The sequence below is a fragment of the Granulicella sibirica genome, from assembly GCF_004115155.1.
In the GTDB taxonomy this organism is placed as follows: domain Bacteria; phylum Acidobacteriota; class Terriglobia; order Terriglobales; family Acidobacteriaceae; genus Edaphobacter; species Edaphobacter sibiricus.
On record NZ_RDSM01000001.1, the window covers coordinates 249,630 to 267,968 of the forward strand.

General features: G+C 63.6%; 11 protein-coding genes and 1 tRNA gene. 2 read left to right on the forward strand and 10 right to left on the reverse strand.

The window, feature by feature from the left end:
- Nucleotides 1-7: 7 nt before the first annotated feature.
- From GRAN_RS01015 to GRAN_RS01055, 9 genes are all read right to left on the reverse strand, one after another.
- The gene (locus GRAN_RS01015) at nt 8-1,366 is read right to left on the reverse strand and encodes a sensor histidine kinase (RefSeq protein ID WP_128911175.1); all 1,359 of its coding nucleotides are present in this window, start codon (nt 1,364-1,366) and stop codon (nt 8-10) included.
- Nucleotides 1,356-2,759 carry a sigma-54-dependent transcriptional regulator gene (locus GRAN_RS01020; RefSeq protein ID WP_128911176.1) on the reverse strand — a complete coding sequence of 468 codons (1,404 nt, stop codon included), beginning with the start codon at nt 2,757-2,759 and terminating at the stop codon, nt 1,356-1,358. Before GRAN_RS01020 ends, GRAN_RS01015 begins: the two co-directional genes overlap by 11 nt.
- Nucleotides 2,760-2,778: 19 nt before the next feature.
- On the reverse strand, nt 2,779-4,782 hold the full coding sequence (locus GRAN_RS01025) for a TolC family protein (protein WP_241654260.1): 2,004 nt from the start codon (nt 4,780-4,782) through the stop codon (nt 2,779-2,781).
- Nucleotides 4,779-5,480 (reverse strand): ABC transporter ATP-binding protein, encoded by a 702-nt coding sequence (locus GRAN_RS01030; protein WP_128911177.1) that lies wholly within the window; start codon nt 5,478-5,480, stop codon nt 4,779-4,781. Before GRAN_RS01030 ends, GRAN_RS01025 begins: the two co-directional genes overlap by 4 nt.
- 25 nt (nt 5,481-5,505) lie before the next feature.
- Complete coding sequence (locus tag GRAN_RS01035; RefSeq protein WP_128911178.1) at nt 5,506-7,971, reverse strand: ABC transporter permease; 2,466 nt, start codon at nt 7,969-7,971, stop codon at nt 5,506-5,508.
- 8 nt (nt 7,972-7,979) lie between these two features.
- On the reverse strand, nt 7,980-10,490 hold the full coding sequence (locus tag GRAN_RS01040; protein WP_241654261.1) for an ABC transporter permease: 2,511 nt from the start codon (nt 10,488-10,490) through the stop codon (nt 7,980-7,982).
- A gap of 10 nt (nt 10,491-10,500) precedes the next feature.
- Nucleotides 10,501-13,062: an ABC transporter permease gene (locus tag GRAN_RS01045; RefSeq protein ID WP_241654262.1), complete on the reverse strand. Its 2,562-nt coding sequence runs from the start codon at nt 13,060-13,062 to the stop codon at nt 10,501-10,503.
- 25 nt (nt 13,063-13,087) lie between these two features.
- Entirely contained in the window at nt 13,088-13,810 is a 723-nt protein-coding gene (locus GRAN_RS01050) for an ABC transporter ATP-binding protein (protein ID WP_128911179.1), read from the reverse strand.
- Nucleotides 13,811-13,879: 69 nt separating this feature from the next.
- Nucleotides 13,880-15,139 carry an efflux RND transporter periplasmic adaptor subunit gene (locus GRAN_RS01055; RefSeq protein ID WP_128911180.1) on the reverse strand — a complete coding sequence of 420 codons (1,260 nt, stop codon included), beginning with the start codon at nt 15,137-15,139 and terminating at the stop codon, nt 13,880-13,882.
- Between the two features lie 176 nt (nt 15,140-15,315).
- Here GRAN_RS01055 and GRAN_RS01060 point away from each other — a divergent pair, with 176 nt between their 5' ends.
- Nucleotides 15,316-16,695 (forward strand): DUF1015 domain-containing protein, encoded by a 1,380-nt coding sequence (locus GRAN_RS01060; RefSeq protein WP_128911181.1) that lies wholly within the window; start codon nt 15,316-15,318, stop codon nt 16,693-16,695.
- A 59-nt stretch (nt 16,696-16,754) separates the two neighbouring features.
- Here GRAN_RS01060 and GRAN_RS01065 read toward each other — a convergent pair whose 3' ends face one another.
- Nucleotides 16,755-17,447 (reverse strand): queuosine precursor transporter, encoded by a 693-nt coding sequence (locus GRAN_RS01065; protein WP_128911182.1) that lies wholly within the window; start codon nt 17,445-17,447, stop codon nt 16,755-16,757.
- Nucleotides 17,448-17,580: 133 nt separating this feature from the next.
- Here GRAN_RS01065 and GRAN_RS01070 point away from each other — a divergent pair.
- Nucleotides 17,581-17,656 (forward strand) — tRNA-Glu (locus tag GRAN_RS01070).
- Nucleotides 17,657-18,339: the final 683 nt, after the last annotated feature.

An 18,339-nucleotide genomic window follows, 5' to 3' on the forward strand; every position in this document is an offset into this window, starting at 1 on the left:
TGCGGCGTCAGGCGGCGGGAAGGCGAAGTTCGGCGCGGCAGCCGGGCTCGTCCTCGCGGTTGGAGAGGCGGACGGTGCCTTGGTGGCCCTCGGCGATCTGGAGGGCGAGGGCGAGGCCGATGCCCGTGCCCTCGGGCTTGGTGGTGTAGAAGGGCACGAAGAGATTGTCGGGGTTGGTGATGCCGGGGCCGTTGTCGACCACATAGATGGAGACGGCTCCGCGTTCGACCTGCCAGCCGACGCAGACGATGGGCTTGCGCGCGCCCATGTCAGGACCAATCGAGGCTTCGACGGCGTTCTTGACGAGGTTGATGAGGGCCTGCTGAACCTGGTCCTCGTCGATGAACAGGAAGACCTCGGGGCCGGGGTCGATCTGAACCTTCATGCCGTGCTCAAGGTGGGCGACGCGCTCGACGAGGAGGGCCACGGAGATGCGCTTGAGGCGGGGCTTTGGCAGGCCGGAGAGTTGACGGTAGGCCTGGAGAAAGCGGTTGAGGGATTCGGCGCGGTTTTCGATCACGCCGAGGCCGCGTTCGAGGTCTTCGAGGCCGGGGTCGCTCGATTTGGCGAGGCGCGCGCGGAGACTCCCGGCGATGGACTTGATGGGGGTGAGGGAGTTGTTGATCTCGTGGCCCATGACGCGTACGAGGCGACGCCAGGCGTTGCGCTCCTCTTCGCGGAGGGCGGAGCTGACTTCCGAGAGCACGACGAGGATGTGCGGGATGCCGCGCATGCGGAAGCTGGTTCGGTTGACGACCCAGCGGGCTCCGGTGGTGCTGCTGCCGAGGGTGATGGACTCCTCTTCGGCTGGCAGGAGGAGGCTGTCGAGGCCGAGATCGACGCCCCGGCGGCCGACGGCTTCACCCATGCGCAGGCCGAAGACGCGCTCGGCGGCGTTGTTGAGCATCTGGACGCGGCCGTTGCCATCGAAGGCGAGGACGGGAGTCTGCATGGCGCTCATGACGCGCTCGGCGAGGGCGACGGCGTCGAGGGCGCTGCCGCGCTGGGCCTGGAGCATGGAGGCCAGAGCATTGACCTCGATGGCGAGGTCGCCGATGGCGTCGTTACGACGGCCGCCACGGGCGCGGAAGGAGAAGTCGTCCTCGCGGAGGGCGGCGATGACGTTGGCGAGGGTCTGGAGCGGGCGGCTGATGGACTCCATGACGAGCGAGACGACCAGCGCCCAGCCAAGCGCGACGGTGGCCAGGACGGCGAGCAAAGCCGCGATGCCTTCGGAGCGGAGGAAGAAGAAGCAGAGGAGGAAGGCGGGGACGCCCATGAGCCAGAGCTTCTGGCGGAGACGACGTTCGAAGCTGAGGCGCTTGCCGCGTGGACCGAGGGCTACCCGGCGGCGGCTAGAGGCCATACTTTTCGATTCGGCGGTAGAGGGCTCCCCGGCTGAGACCGAGAGCGTCGGCGGCGTGGCTGACGTTGCCACCGGCGCGGCCGAGAGCCTTGCGGATGAGCAGGCTCTCGACGGCTTCGAGGCTCATCTCGTCGAGGCCGGCGGGGGTTCCTGCTTTTTGCGGGTTGAGGCCCAGGTCGCTGACTTCAACCTCGGTTCCTCTGGCCATCAGGACGGCGCGCTCCATGGTGTGGTCGAGCTCGCGGACGTTGCCGGGCCACGCGTACTGCATCATGGCGTGGAGGGCGGCGGGTTCGACGCCGCGCAGGGCCTTACGGTAGCGGGTGGCGTAACGGGAGAGGAAGTGTCCGGCCAGCGCGGGAATGTCTTCGCGACGCTCGCGGAGGGCGGGAAGGCGGATCTCGACGGTGTTGAGGCGGAAGAGGAGGTCTTCGCGGAACTCGCGGGCGGTGACGGCGGCGCGGAGGTCGGCGTTGGTTGCGGACAGGACGCGGACGCTTACGGCGCGGGTACGGGATGAGCCGACGCGTTCGAGCTCGCCGGTTTCGAGGACGCGGAGGAGCTTGGCCTGCTGGCGGATAGGGATGTTGGCGATCTCGTCGAGGAAGAGGGTGCCGTTGTCGGCGAGCTCGAAGCGGCCCATGCGGTCGGTTTTGGCGTCGGTGAAGGCACCCTTGACGTGGCCGAACATCTCGCTCTCGAAGGTGCCTTCGGAGAGCGCGCCGGTGTTGACGGCGACGAGCGAGCGGGCGGCGCGGGAGGATACACGGTGGAGGGTCTGGGCGACGACCTCCTTGCCGGTGCCGTGCTCGCCGGTGATGAGGACGTTGGCGTCCGATGGGCCGATGCGGGAGATGAGCTCGACGACGGGACGCATGGCGGGCGCGCTTGCGATCATCTCGGGGACGCCGTCGGTGCGGGCCATGCGGAGCATCTGGTTCTCGGCTTCGAGGCGGCGGGACTGCTTCTGGCTGCGGTAGAGCTCGACCTGGGTGTTGAGGACGGTGAGGAGCCGGGCGTTCTCCCACGGCTTCTGGATGAAGTCGGTGGCGCCGCGGCGCATGGCTTCGACGGCGAGGTCGATGTTTCCCCAGGCGGTCATAACGATGATGGGAACTTGGGGTTCGAGGGCGTGGACCTTCGAGACGAGATCGAGACCCTCCTGGCCGCTGGTGGTGTCGCGAGAGTAGTTGAGATCGAGGAGGATGCCGTCGAAGCTTTCAAACTGGAGCGCTTCGAGTACGAGCGCGGGGGTGCGGACACACTTGAGGCCGTAGCCCTCGGGCTTGAGGAGGAGCTCTAGGGCTTCGAGAACGTGGGGATGGTCGTCGGCGACGAGGAGGCGGCTATCCCCGTTTGCCTTTCCTGCTCCGTTGCCCGATCTCTCCGCCATACGCGACTCCCTGCTGCTTTCAGTTTGCTGCACTGGCGACCACACCTGTTCTGGCCGAATCGATGGAGATGGCATTCTGTTCGAGCGTGGTGCCGATGGATCGGTCCAGTTCGATTTTAGCTTTCTGGTATGCGGTCATCGCAGCCACAAGGGTACTCTCGGCGGCGTCGAAGTCGCGACGGGCGGTAAGGGTCTGGAGTTGAGAACCGGCGCCAAGTTCCTGTTCCTTTGTAGTGATGTTGAAGGTCTTCTCGGCGAGATCGCGGGCCTTGCGCGCGGAGAGGACGCGGGCCTCGCTCTGGGTGAGGGCGTACTGAGCGTTGCGGACCTCGATGCGGATCTGCTTGCGAAGCTGCTGGAGGCGCAGCTCGGCCTGGCGGGCTTCGAGCTCGGAGCGGTATTGATCGCTCTTGGCGACGCGGTTGCGCAGGGGGATGTTCATCGAGAGGCCGACGTAGTAGTCGGGCGCGCTGTTGTTGAAGGTGGTGCGGAGGGCTCCTCCGAAGCCGACAGGCGAGGTGGAGGTGACGCCCGCGGCGGGGTTCTGGACGCCCGCGAGTCCGGTTCCAGCGTAGTAACCGGTAAGGGCGACCTGCGGGAGGAGAGCGTTGCGGGCTGCGTCGCGGCTGATGCGTCGGTTTTCAAGATCGATGCCGGACTCGCTGAGCTCGATGCGGTCGCTAAGGGCGCGGGCGATGAGATCTTCGGTGGGGCCGGAGGCCTGGCCCTGGTCGAGGCCGATGCGGTCGGTGGGACGGACGGGCATGGCTTCGAGGATCGGGTCGTCCAGGTTCTTAGTAAGGGCGTTCTTGATGAGCAGTTCCTGGAACTGGAGGGTGGACTTGGCGATGGAGACATCCTGCTCGCGGGTGGCGACTTCAGCTTCATCCTTGAGGACATCCATGGCCGGAATGGCCTGGAGTTCAAGCTGCTTCCGTCCCTTGTCGAGGGTCTCCTGCGCGAAGGTGAGGGAGCGGGCTTTCAGTTGGTTGTCCTCGTAGGCGGCGACCAGATCCCAATACATGTCGGCGATCTGGGTGATCGTAGTGATGACCTGGAGTCTGAAGGCTTCGTCCGAGATCTTCTGGTTGTTTTTCGCGATGCGGAGAAAGCGGAGGTTTGGACCGAGGCCAAAGCCTGCGAGCAGTTGCTGCTGAAGGAGGAATCGATAGTTCGAGTTCAGCGTTGGATTGAGGATGCTGAACGGGCTGTTGGTGGCCTGGCGATTGTTGTCGAAGATGGCCTGCAGCGTCGTACCGGTGGCGAATGATTGCGAGTAGCCGAAGTTGCCGGTGATGGTGTTGAGCTGCAGAGACTGAACACCGTAGATGGATGTGTTCGAGAGCGGCTCGGTATCGTGCTCGGTGTTGATCGAGGCGGTGATGACGGGGTCGTAGGAGTTGACGTTGGTTCCGGTGCCGAGCGTCGACTGCACGAGGCCGGATGCGCCTGAACCCGCGCCACCCGCGCCACCCGAGGTTCCGCCCGCACCTGCGCCGCTTGAACTGGAGCCGAAGCCGCCTACGCCGCCTCCGGGGGTGTTCTGGACGATGCCGGTGTTGACACCGCGGAAGGATCCACCGGCCTGCGTGCGGATGATGTCGGCCTCAGCGATAGGGATGTTGTAGCGGGCGATAGCGAGGTCGAGATTGTTCTCGAGCGAGAGGGCGATGGCGTCCTTGAGCGAGAGGACGAGTTCACCATTCTGAACGAGTTGGTCGATGCGTGGGGAGTTCGCGAGATTCGGTGGTGCGACGAGCGAGGCTCGGTAGGGCGCGAACGGGTTGTAGGAGTGCGGAATGTCGAGGCGCAGAGCAGGCCTGGCGGCAGTCGCAGCGCTCTGCGTTGTCCCGTTCTTCGCGTTGGCTTCCGCGACGCCCTGGACGGCCTGATTCTGGGCTCCCCGGGGAGCGGGGGCTTCAGGCGGGGCGGGGGCTGGGGAACTGGACGAGGTCTGGGCTTCGAGGCTGCTGGTGAGGAGAAGAGCGATCTGGGCAAGTGCGAGTTTGTTGCGGATGTTCAAGCCGTCACCCCCGCGGTCTCGGTGACGCCTGCGGTATCCGAGAAGATCCACCCGTCGCGAAGCTCGATGGTACGTGTGCCGTAGGCGGCGTTCACCTCCGAGTGGCTGACCTGGATGATGGTGGTGCCTTCGTCGTTGAGCTTGCGGAAGAGCTCCATGATCTCGGTGGCCTGGGCGGAGTGGAGGTTGCCGGTGGGCTCGTCGGCGAGGAGGAGATCGGGCCTGTGGATGACGGCGCGGGCGATGCCGACAAGCTGCTGCTGGCCGCCGGAGAGCTGGTTGGGATAGAGGTCTTTCTTGCCGACGATGTTGAAGCGGTCGAGGGTGTCGGCGACGAGGCCCTGGCGCTCGGACTTGCCGATGTTCTTGTAGGAGAGAGGCAGGTCGATGTTCTCGGCGACGGTGAGGTCGTCGAGCAGGTGGTAGCTCTGGAAGACCATGCCGATGCGGCGGCGGGCGATGTCGGCGCGCTGCTTGCGGTTCATGGCGTGGACGGCTTCACCGGCGAGGAAGTACTCGCCGCGCCATCCGTCGTCGAGCATGGCGATGACGTTGAGGAGCGAACTCTTCCCTGCTCCGGATGGACCCATGAAGGTTACAAATTCACCCTGGCGGATGTTCAGGTTGACGCGACGAAGGACCCAGTTTTCCGTGGAGCCGGTTTTGTAACTGCGTTCGAGACTTTTTAGCTCAATCATGTGTTCTGCCTTCCTATTCCGTGCCCTACTCTGTGCGCAAAGCATCCATGGGTTCAATCCCCGCCGCCCGCCGCGCGGGAAGGTAAGCCGCGATGGCGGCAACGACGATCATCAGCGTTGCAGCGAGAGCGACCGTAGCGATATCGCGAGCCTGGACGCCGAAGAGAAAATGTTTAAGAAGCTGCGTTGTCGCAAGACTTACCGCGACTCCGAGGGCGATGCCTCCGCCGACCATCCATCCGGCCTGCCGCATGACGAGCGAGAGGATGTCTCCACGGGCCGCGCCGAGCGCCATGCGCAGGCCGAACTCGCGTGTGCGCAGGGTTACGAGATAGGCGAGGAGGCTGTAAAGGCCGGCGAGCGCTACGCCGAGTGCGAGGAAGCCGAGGGCTTCGAGGAGGTGAGCCGCGAGAAGCCGGCTGGCCATGGCGTCCTCGACGATCTGATCCATGGTCTCGACTTCACTGGCGCGGAGGTCGGGGTTGACGTCGCGCATGACGCGTTCGAGATCGGGGATGAGGCTGCTTGCATCGCGATTGGCGCGGATGGCCAGTTGGACGCGGACAGAGAGAGTGGGTTGGTAGAAGTTGTCGCCCTTACGCATCTGAGGAGCGCAGACGTCGATCTCGGGGACGGCGGGCGTGTCGATGCCTGCCTGGTGAAAGTCCCTGATGACGCCGACGATCTTGAAGCCTTTGCCTTTTTCCTTCCCACCGACCGTGAAGTTTTCGAGCGGTCCGTTATCCGGCACGTAGCTCTTGACGAAGGCTTCGTTGACGACGGCGACGTGCTGGGAGTCGGGTGTGTCCTGATCGTTGAAGAAGCGGCCCTGTGCCATCTGGAAGCCAAGAACTTTTTGCAACTCGGGGCCGGCGGCTTTGAGGGTGGCGGAGACGCTTGGCTTGGGCTTCGAGGTGCTGTCGCCCTTACCCATGTTGAGCGTGAGGTTGACGTGGAAGCCGTTGCTGAGGGGCATAACCGTCGTGATCGTGGCGGCTTCTACTCCATGGACGGCACGGATGCGATCGAGCAGGGGCTTGTAGACGGTGGTGTTCGCGTCGAGGCCACGGTATTTGTACGCGGGAAGCTTAGGGGTGAGGACGTAGACGTGATCGGTCCGAAAGCCGAGGGGAACGTTGCGAAGGGCGAAGACGGTGCGGAGGAGAAGACCGCAGGCAACGAGCATGGCGAGGCAGAGGCCGATCTCGGCGACGACGAGGGCGGATTGGGCACGGTGCTGGCCGCGTCCGGTGCCAGCCTGTGTGCCTCCGCTACGGAGCGTCTGGTCGATGGGAACGCGTGCACCAAAGAGGGCGGGAGCAACTCCGAAGACGAGGGCGCTGAGAATGCTGAGGGCCAGAAGAGCGAGGAGGACCGGCGTATCTGGAAGCGTGCCGATGTGGGTGGCGAGGCTGGCTTCAAGGGACTTGCTGAAGGCGCGGAGCGTGGCGTAGGCGAGGCCAATGCCGATGGCCGTTCCGCTGAGGCTCAGTAGGAGGCTTTCGACCATCATCTGGCGGGCGAGACGCCATGCGCTTGCGCCGAGAGCGCCACGGACAGCCATCTCACGACGGCGTGCGGTGCTGCGAGCGAGCATGAGATTGGCGACGTTGGCGCAGGCGATGAGCCAGACCATGCCGACCGCACCGAGAAGGGCTAGCAGCGCGGGGCGCTGCTTCGCGGTGAGCTCCTTGCGATAGCTGATGAGCTTCACGGCGGATGGGGTGAGATCGGGGGCCATGTCGGTGTAGAGCTTGGCGTTGTCACCCTGGATCGAGCTGAGTTCTCTTTGGGCAGCAGCTTCGGAGACCCCGGAGCGTGTTCTTCCGATGGCGCGGAACCATCCCGCGTCGTAGCTGCGTGCTCTCTGTTTGGCTCCGACGGTTGCAGGAACCCAGATTTGGGGGGTCTTTGTGTCGACGGGAAGGGCGAAACGGGCGGGCATGACGCCTACGACGGTGAAGGGGGCGTCGTCGATGCGGACGGCGCGGCCGATGATGTCTGGTGACTCGTGGAAGACGTTGCGCCAGAGATCGTTGCTGAGGATTGCTACGCTTCCCTTGCCTTCAAGTTGCTCGTCCGGAAGGAAGGCACGTCCAAGCGCGGGGGCTGTGCCGAGCAAGGGGAGAAGGTTGGCGCTGATGGCGGTTTTAGTGATGTCCTGCTCGCCCAGGCCGGCGTCGAGGACACCGTCTGCTTGATCGTAGTAGGCGACGCCTTCGAGAGTCTTGCTTCGCTGCTGCCACTGCTCGATGTCGAGGATGTGTACGGATTGCTCGTCGCCCTTGCCGGTGACGGTCTGCAGGGTGACGATCTGGTTGGGATCGCGATAGGGCAGGCGGCGCAGGAGGGTTCCATCGAGCACGGTAAACATGGCCGCGTTCGCGCCGATGCCGAGGGCGAGCACGCCGACGACCGTCAGCGTGAAGCCGGGGGAGCGGCGAAGCTGGCGGAGGCCGAAGCGGATGTCTTGGATAAGCGAAGCAAACATGCGGTCTCCTATTCGGTGCGCAAGGCCTGGGTCGGCTCGACGGATGCGGCGCGGCGTGCGGGCACGGCCGAGGCGACGAGGACCATGGACGCGGTGACGACGACGCAGGCGGTGAGCGTGAGCGGGTCGAAGGGCGAGACCTCGAAGAGCTGGCTTCGCATCAGGCGCGAGAGGGCGATCGAGACGGGAAGCGCGAGGACGATGGAGATGCCCGCGACGCGTGCCATGTCGGTGAGGATGAGGCGTACGACCGACCAGCGCTGTGCGCCGAGAGCCATGCGAATGCCGATCTCGCGAGTCCGCTGCGCGGTGGCGTAGGCGAGGACGCCGTAGAGGCCGACGGCTGTCGTGAGGAGAGCGACGATGGCGAAGCAGGCGGCGAGCAGAGCGATCATGCGCTCGTTCGAGACGTTGTCGTCGATCTGCTGGGTCATGGTCTTGATGCCGTCGGGTACGAGCTTTGGGTCGACGGTATGGATCGCCGCGCGGATCATGTTCTCCGCGCTCTCGGGAGCCTGCGTGGTGCGGACGTACCAGGCGAGGCCGTTGCGTGGGCGTGCTCCCTGGGCGAAGGGGAGATACATCACGGGCTTGATCTCGTCGCGGACGCCATAGTGCTTGGTGTCGGCGACGATGCCGATGATCTGGGTGTCAAGCGGTCCGGCTCCGCCGCCGAGCTTGAGCAGGTGACCGAGGGCTTTCTCCGGCGAGCCGAAGAACTTTGCCGCGAAGCCTTGGGAGACGACCGCGACCTTGGCGGCTCCGGCGCGGTCAGCTTCGTTGAAGGTGCGGCCTGCGAGGAGCTTGATGCCGAGGGCGTCGAAGTAGCCGGGGGTGATGAGGGGCGTCTCCATGTCGGTATCGTCTTCAGGCGGCGGGGTGTAGCCTTCGACGGAGATGTTGGCGATGGACTCGCTTCCGCTGAGGACGGGGTCGGTGGATCCGCCGAGCGCCTTGACACCGGGGAGCGAGGCGAGGGCTGCCTGGACGCGTTCGTGAACGGCGAGTGAGTCGCTGTTGGCGTAGCCGGACATGGTGGGGTCGAGGGCGAAGAGGACGACGTGGTCGGTCGACATGCCGAGGTTCTGACCCTTCAACTGGTAGAGGGTGCGGACGAAGAGACCGGCTCCGCTGAGCAGGAGGACGCTGAGGCCAATCTGGAGACCGATGGCGATGGTACGGATGCGCTGCGCCGCGCCGAGGCCGCTGGCGGCCTTCTGACGCAGACCGTCGGTGAGGTTGGGCTTCATCATCTGCCAGGCTGGCGCGAGGCTGAAGAGGACGCTGATACCGAGCGACAGGACCAGGTTGAAGGCGAGGACCCAGGCGTCGGGTCGCGTGGAGAAGGCGGCTTCGCCCGTGGCAGAGGTGACGCGGCGGACGAGGAACTCCGCGGCTGCGGGCGCGAAGGCGAGGCCAAGCGCGCCGCCGATGAGGCCGAGCAGAACGCCTTCGACGATCATCTGGCGGATGATGCGTCCGCGTGCCGCGCCGAGGGCGTAACGGACGGCGAACTCCTTGCCGCGAGCGGCTCCGCGTACGAGCAGGAGGCTCATGAGGTTGATGCAGGTCATGGCCGCGAGCAGGAGAACCATGCCCATGAGGATCATGAGCGGTGTCTTGAGCTCGGTGCGGGTTGGCGAGAAGCCCCTGGCATCGTCGACGAGGATGATGCTCGACTGATTCACGAAGCGATCGCTGAAGCGCTGGGAGGCGTGTGGGATCGCCTTCAACTCTTCGGCGCGGAGAGCCTTCCAGAGAACGGTGAGCGAGGCCTGCGCGGTGGCGGGGCTGACGCCGGGCTTGAGGCGGCCGACGACGTTGAGGAAGCGGGCGCGGCGGTTGAGGAGATAGTCGCGGCCGGGCTTGACCTGCGACTCCATCGTGATGGGCACGAAGAGCTTGGGCTTGAAGCCGCCGATGGCGCTCGAGAAGCCCGGGGCGGCGACGCCGACGATCTGGAAGGGGTGGCCGTTGACGAGGAGCGTCTGGCCTACGACACCGCGATCGGAGGCGAAGCGCTCCTGCCAGTAGGCGTAGCTGAGGACCGCGACGGGGCTTCCGTCCTTGACCTTGTCATCGTCGTCGATGAAGGTGCGGCCCGCGAAGGCGGGAACGCCGAGGACCTGGAAGTAGTTGCCGCTGACCATCTCGGCGTCGGCGGTCTCGGCCTGGTTCTTCCAGGAGACGCCGACGCTGTCCTCGACGTTGGCGAAGACGCCGCTGAAGACGGTGTTCTTATCGCGGAGGTCGTGGTACATTGCGTTCGAGAAGTAGAGGGTGCCGTCGCCGCCGAAGCTGCTCATGTGTCCCATGTCGGAGCCGACGAAGGTGACTTGTTCGAGCTGCTGCGGAGCCTCGACGGGAAGATGACGGAGCAGGACCTGGTTGAAGACGGTGAAGATCGCGGTATTCGCGCCGATGCCGAGAGCGAGGGTGATGATCGCCGTGAAGGTGAAGCCCGGGGCGCGCAGCATCTGGCGGAGCGCGTAACGAACGTCCTGCATGTATCCGCTCATGATGAAACTCCTATTCAGATCGCAGGGCTTTGACCGGGTCTGTCGATGCAGCGCGGCGAGCGGGAACGAGGCCGGCGACGGTGGCCGCCAGGGCAAGCGCGAGGGTTGCGCCAGCCAGCACGGTATAGTCCGTTCCGGTGGCCTGGTAGAGCTGCGCCTTGACGAAGCGGACACAGACGAGCGCGACGGGGATGCCGATCGCGAGGCCGATACCAGCCTGCAGCAGAGCGTCTCGAAGGACCATGGCGACGACGCTTCCGCGAGCGGCTCCAAGGGCCATGCGAATGCCGATCTCGGGGGTGCGGCGAGCGACCGTGTAGGACGTGACGCCGTAGAGGCCGACGGCTGCGAGAACAAGCGCAAGCAGGCCGAAGAGAAGGGTCAGGCGCGCGATCATCCGCTCCTGGCTGAACTGATTGCCAACCTGCTCGCCGAAGCTCTCGTAATGCACGAGCGTGAGGTTCGGATTGATGCTCGAGAGGGTCTGGCGCACCCTCGATTCGAAGCCCGCGTCCGAGCCTTTGAATTGCAGAACGATGGCGCCGATGTACACCGTGCGAATCTCATAGTCTGGCTTGGCGGCGCCGCTGGCACCCCGTTGCAGCAGGGGACGCATGTACATGGCGCGGATCGGCTCCTTCGGATTGTTGTAGACGACATCCGACATCACGCCGACGATCTCGTTATCCATTGTGCTCTTCGGGCCATCCGAGCCGAAGTGCTGGCCGATGGGATCTTCGCCCTTAGGGAAGAACTTCTTTACGAACGCCTGGTTGACTACGGCAACGCCACGCGAGGTCTCTGTGTCTTGATCGGTAAAGGAGCGGCCGCGAACCAGCTTCTGTCCGATTGCCTCGAAGTACTCCGGGTTCGCGCGGTTCCAGGAGGCCCCACTGTTCTCGTTCGGGCCCGGTTCGGGCCTGCCAGCGATGTTGATGCCCTCGCCCCAGTTGTTCCCTTCGAGCGGCGTGTAAAGACTGAGACCGACGTTCTCTACACCCGGAAGCGCGTGGAATTTTTGCTCGAGGTCGGCGTAGAGCCCGTGAAGCTGTTCGAGCTTGTAGCCGGCGTTCTCGGGCGAGAGGTGGATGACGACGCGGTGTTGGGTGTCGATACCGAAGTTCTGATGCTCGAGGCGGTTCAGGCTCCGGGTAAGCAGCCCGGCTCCAACGAGGAGGACGAGCGAGAGCGCAGCCTGGAGGATGACGAGTGAACGCTGCACCAGCGAGGAGCCGTCTTTGGTCGAGCGGCCTGATCCACGGAGGGCTTCGGCGGGTTCGCCATGCGAGGTGATCCACGCGGGCGCGAGGCCGAAGATTATGCCCGTGAGCAGAGAGATGCCGAAGGCGAAGGCGAGGACAGGGATAGACGGCGCGGCGTGGATCGGCAGGTTCTTATCGTTGCTGAAGGCGAGGGTGAGCAGGGCGTGTACGCCCGCATAGGCGACACCGATTCCAGCAGCGCCACCGATGAGTGCGAGCACGATGCTTTCGGTAAGCGTCTGGCGGATGAGCGTGGAGCGCGATGCTCCGAGCGCCATGCGGATGGATGTTTCGGAACGGCGGGCGAGGCCACGAACCAGCACAAGATTTGCGATGTTCGCGCAGGCGATCAGGAGAACGAGAGCCGCGATGCCGGTAAGGAGATGAAGGCCGGAGGAGAACTCCTGGGCCATATTTGCGATGCCTGTGCCACCGGGTGTCAGGACCGTGTGCGTTTTACCAAGCTGCTGCTTGCCGTACTCCGTCTTCTTGTACATTTCGACGTTGGCATTGAGCCAATCACGAATCTCGCCACTCATCTTCTCCTGTAGAGGTCCAAGCTGAGTTCCCTCCTTCGTTCTGCCGAGAAGGTAAACCCAGTTCGCGGGATGATTGTGGAGGATGCTGCTCGGGGCGAGGACCGGCTCCGCGGAGAACGGGAGGAAGTAGTCGGTGGCATCGGCGAGGCGGTCGCCGAAGAAGCCCTGCGGCGCGACGCCGACGATGGTGAAGGGATGCGCGTTGATGACGAAGGTGCTGCCGACGATGGATGGGTCGAGGTTGTAGTCGCGCTGCCACGTGTTGTAGCCCATGACCGCGACGAGCGGGGCTGCGGGTGCGTCGTCAGACGGGATCATGAGCCGGCCAGCCGCGGGCGCGAGCCCAAAGGTGAGGAAGTAGTTTCCGGAGACGTACTCGCCACGGCTGGCTATTGCCGCTGAGCTTCCCTCGCCGGAGCTGCGACGCGCCGTGACGGAGCCGTCGCCGATACCGGACTGCATGGCGGCAAGCTGCTCGAACTCAGGCGTGTGGTCGCGGAGATGGACGTACATGTCGTAGGCGAAGAGGGAGTACTTGTTCTCGTCCGGGAAGCCGCCGTTGACGCAGCAATCGTCCCTGTCTCCGACGCGGACGAGGCGCGAGGGATCGGTGACGGGGAGCTGACGAAGGAGGACCGCATGAACCAGCGTGAAGATAGCCGCGTTCGCGCCGATGCCGAGTGCGAGCGTCAGAACTGCGGTGATGGTGAACCCTGGCGCCTTGGCGAGCTGGCGCAGCGAATAGCGTACGTCCCGCATGATCTGGTTCATTCGCGTTCCTCCTTCCTGTGGTGAGTTAGCTTCTCTGGGCTTCGGCGAGGAGCTGGGTCATCTCACCCTCGGCGACGACCTTGCCATCGAAGAGGTGGACCTGGCGCTCGGCGTGCGCGGCGAAGCGGGGATCATGGGTCACCATGCAGATGGTGGCGCCTTCCTGGTGAAGCTCCTGCAGGAGCGACATGACGGCCTCGCCGTTCTTCGAATCGAGGTTTCCGGTCGGTTCATCAGCCAGCAGAATGGACGGCGAACCGGCGAGCGCACGGGCAACGGCGACGCGCTGCTGCTGACCGCCGGAGAGCTGGGCGGGATAGTGGCGCATGCGGTGCGCCATGTTGACGCGCTCGAGCGACTCCTGCACGCGGCGCTTGCGCTCGGCGGCCGGCATGCCGGGGCGGTAGGTGAGGGGGAGCTCGACGTTCTCGGCCACGGTGAGGTCGCCGATGAGGTTGAAGCTCTGGAAGATGAAGCCGATCTCCTGGTTGCGGATGCGCGAGCGGTCGGCGAAGTTGAGGTTCGCCACCTGCTTGCCGTTCAGGATGTAGGTGCCGTCGGTTGGCGTATCGAGCAGGCCGATGATGGACAGGAGGGTCGACTTGCCGCAGCCCGACGGGCCGGACATGGCGACGTACTCGCCGCGGTTGATCTCGAGATGAATGCCCGAGAGGGCGTGCGTCTCGATCTCATCGGTGTAAAAGACCTTGGTCATGCGCTCAATCGCGATAATCGCTGTGTCCGTCATGCTCTTGCCTCACTCGCCTTAGAGTCTGCCGCGCCTTCGGCGTGGTCAGTGGTTCAAAACTGGTTCCTGCTAATCGAGACGTATGCGATCCGTGCCATCCCAGCGCGACATATCCGAGAGGATGACGGTGTCGCCGTCGGTCAGGCCCTCAAGGATCTGGAGGCTGTTGACGGAGGCGCGACCGACCTTGACCGGGACACGAACGGCTGCCTTGCCGTCGGGGCTCAGCTTGAAGAGGTTGATGGTGCTGTTCTCGTTGCCGAAGGCGGGGCGGCCGACGTAGAGGACGTCGCCCATGCGTTCGAGGTCGATGGTGCCGTCGACGCTGAGGTCGGGGCGAGCGCCCTGCGGAAGAGCGCCTGCAAGCTCTACGTCAACCGTGACCGTTCCGTTCACTACGGCGGGATCGATTCGCATCACCTTGCCGTCGATGACGCCGTTGTGGGTGTCGACCTCGGCGGGCTGGCCGATCTGGATGTCGCGCGCCTGGGTCTCGGCGATCTTGAGGCTGGCCTTCAACTGGTCGGGCTGCACGACCTTGGCGAGGGTGGTGCCGGGATCGACGTGTTCGCCGACTTGGTGCGGGAGATCGACGAGAACGCCCGAGATGCCGGCGCGAACGGTAAGCCCGGCCGCGTCCTTCTGCTTGAGTCCGAGCATAGCCTGCGCCTGCTCGACCTTGGTCTGCTGGACCGCGAGCTGGGTCGCGATAGCTTTGTCGTTCAGGGTGAGCCGCTCGTCTTCGAGATGATTGCGGGTGGTGAGCTCGTCGGCCTTGCCCTTGGAGGCGCTGTAGGTGAGGCCGCTGATGACGCCGAGATCGAAGAGGCTCTTGTCTGTCTGGGCCTGAAGCTGGGCCTGCTTGTAGTCGGCCCCGACTGTTGCGGCTCCGGCCTTCTGGGTCATGAGGTCGCTCTGGAGCTTGGCGCGGATGTTCTGGTAGTCGACCTGCGCGGCCTTGAGTTGGAGCTGGGCGTCGAGAAGCTGCTGCGCCACCTCAGGGTCGACAAGCTCCATGATCTCGGTCTGCGGCTCGACCTTCGCACCCGGGAGCACCAGGATGCGGACGACCGTGGCCGCCGTCTGCGCCGGGATCAAACGAATCTTATCCTCGCGTGGGACGAGGGTGCCGGGTCCGCGAACCTGCCGGAGCAGGGGTCCGTGCTTGACCGTGTCGGTCCAGACGGTGCTCCGGTCGACTGACGGTGCGGCGGGTTTGAGGCGCACCACGAAGTATCCCGCCGCGGCGAGGACGAGAACCGCGATGCCGCCGATCATAAACTGCCGCCGCTGCTTCGTGCGCTTGATATCTGGTCTTGAAATGTCCATCTCGGTCCTGACTAATGCACTTGAAACGCCAAAGTTTCTTGCTTGTATGGAACGACTTACGAGCGCCATGGCAATTTGGTTCCGTCCGCTCGTGAATGCGGCTGTCCGTTTCCGGACACTTACTCCAGGGGCAGTGTTTGATCGAGGCGTAACCTCCACGCCTTTACAATCGTGGGATGGCCCGCATCTACCCTTTTCGCGCATTCCGCTATGACCCATCCCGCGTCAACCTTGAAGATGTCGTGACGCAGCCGTACGACAAGATCACCCCCGAGATGCAGCAGCGCTACTACGACGCTAGCCCCTACAACCTGATCCGGGTGATCCTCGGCAAGCATGAGGCGGGCGATAACGAGACGACCAACGTCTACTCGCGCGCCGCCGAGACGCTGACGACACTGCGCGAGGATAAGATTCTGAAGGAGGAGTCGGAGCCCGCGCTCTACGGCTACTCGCAGACCTACACTGTTCCCCATACTGACGAAGTACGCGAGCGGCGCGGGTTCATCGCGCTCGGCCACCTTTATGACTATGCGGACCACGTGGTCTATCGCCACGAGCAGACGTTTCCAAAGCACAAGTCCGATCGGCTCGCGCTCTTCAAGGCGACGCGCGCGTATTGCGAGCAGATCTACATGCTCTACTCCGACCCGGCATTCACGGCGGAGAAGCTGATCTTCGGTGAGGGCAAGAGCGGCGGGAATGCGCCGGACCTCGCGATCACGGATGAGTACGGCGTCGTGCATCGGGTGTGGAAGCTTACCGATCCGACGCTGATCAACCTGATTCTGACGGCGATGGCGGATAAAAAGCTCATCATCGCGGATGGGCATCATCGCTACGAGACGAGCGTCACGTATTCGAAGGAGCGCGCCGCCGAGCTTGGTGTGGAGCCGGGCCTCTTGAAGGCCCAGGAAGCTGCCGAGGACGAGGAGAGCCCAAGCGGGCGAGCGGACGAATCGGCGCAGCCGCTTCCCACACCTCCGTATCCCGAGGCTGCGATGATGATGACCTTTGTCAACATGGAAGCGCCGGGGATCACTATCCTGCCGACGCATCGCGTGGTCTTCGGGTTGAAAGATTTCGACCGGCAGGCGTTCCTGGCCAAGGCGGAAGAGTTCTTCACGATCACACCGGTTACGGACCATGGTCTCGCGAAGTTGACCAGCGCACAGGGCACGGCGTTCCTTGCCGTCACGCGTGGCGCGCAGGATCTGCTCGTGGCGAAGCCCGAAGCGATGAAGCGCGCGCTCAGCGACATGTCGCCACGGCAGGCTCAGCTCGATGTCGTTCAGCTTCACCGGATCGTGCTCGAGCACTTGCTCAACCTCACGCACGAGTCGATCGCGCGGCTTGAGAATATCCGCTATCTGCGCGAGGCCGACGAAGCGGTTGCCCAGGTCGAAAAGGGTGAAGCGGATATCGCCTTTCTCATCAAGCCGGTGACGCTGACGCAGCTTCGCGATATCTCGCTGGCTCTCGAGGTGATGCCGCAGAAGTCGACGGACTTTTATCCAAAGCTTCTGACCGGACTCGCGATCTACGCACTCGACTAAAGCGACTTCATTTCGTAAAAGACTTCCGGATCCGTGCTCGCCGCGGTCCGGATTTTCTCTTAAGCGATGAAGCGGAAGGGATTGAAGCTCTCGTTGCGGTCGAAGGTGTCAACATGCTCGGCGTGCTTGAGCCACGCGATGACCGCATAGGTAATCGGCGTGGCCAGCGCTTCATACGCGACCTTGGCGAGATAGCCCTGGATGATCATGACGGCAAGCGTCTTCCAGCCGATGACCCCTGCGAAGGTCAGGGTAATAACGATGGTTGTGTCGACGGCTTGCCCTACGACGGTTGAACCGATCGTCCGCGTCCAGAGCATGCGCCCTTCAGTGAACAGCTTCATCCGCGCCATCGTGTAGGAGTTCGCAAATTCACCTGCCCAGAAGGCGATCAGCGATGCCGCGAGAATGCGCGGGATGAAGCCGAAGACGGTCTTGAAGGCCTCCTGGTTCGGCCAGCCCGGAGCAGCGGGGAGAGCGATGGTGGCGGCGCTGATCGCATACAGGAGCGCGGTCCCAAAAAACCCAAGCCAGATGGCGCGGCGTGAAGCGGCGAACCCGTAGACCTCGGTGAAGACGTCGCCGAAGATGTAGGTGATGGGAAACAGGAGGATGGCACCCGAGGTGACGAACGGGCCGATCTGGCAGACCTTTTGCGCGACCAGATTCGAGACCAGGAGAATGACGACAAAGGCCGTCGTGAGTGCGTCCAGGTAGATAAATCGTCCCGCCCGGGAATCTTCTTGCGTCATCGAACACCCCGTTCCATCCTACCGATCCTGTGGTTTTCAGGCGACGTTTCGCGTGGGTGATCTCTTTGACAGCGCGGGTTGAAGTTGGTAGCCTCAACTATGGATCATGGCGCGCCCGCGCTGGTCTATGTGCGTCCCCGTCGTCCAGTGGCCTAGGACACCGCCCTTTCACGGCGGTAACACGGGTTCGAATCCCGTCGGGGACGCCAAAAAAAAGACACTCGCATCTAACTAGCGGTTCTGCTACCTCATCCGGAAGGCATTTTTTGCGGAAATGTGGCATTCCCCCGCGCCCCGTTCAAAGATCCCCCACCCCGAGACAAACGAATCAGATGACGCGGGGCAGCATCGAATATCGGATTATCCGAAGGTCGTTTGGGCCAGCCTCTATACAGGCCCACCTACCGCAATCGTCGGGGCGTGGATAACTAACCGTTCTTTGATATCCCATATCGGCTATCAGGCGCCCTCTAACGTCTAACCACTCCTGAAGATAACTAGGTTCCTAGTGCTAGCGTTGCACGTTGCTATAAGTTAAACTTTAGGCAGTGTTGGCATCCTTGAATCAGATTTGCCCAATCCCTTCAAATTTGAACCACAACGATCATCAGAGAAACGTACCGAAGAAACCACCGGTCGCTACCATGGCACTCATCCCTGAACGGCTGCTCCATTGCGACGAGCCAGCATAAAACGCGAAGTGCCATCCGAAGACGCTACAGAAACTGCTCAAGAAGACGTTGTGCGTGGAATTTATGTCGGAAAGCTGCGGCGAGTCGGTGACTCCCGGCTCTGCGCTCATACGAGATTGACTTTGAGAATTTTGGGATTCGCGTCACCGAATCCATCTGGTACCAAGTGCTGGGCTTCTGTAAGGCGGAAGAATCTGCAA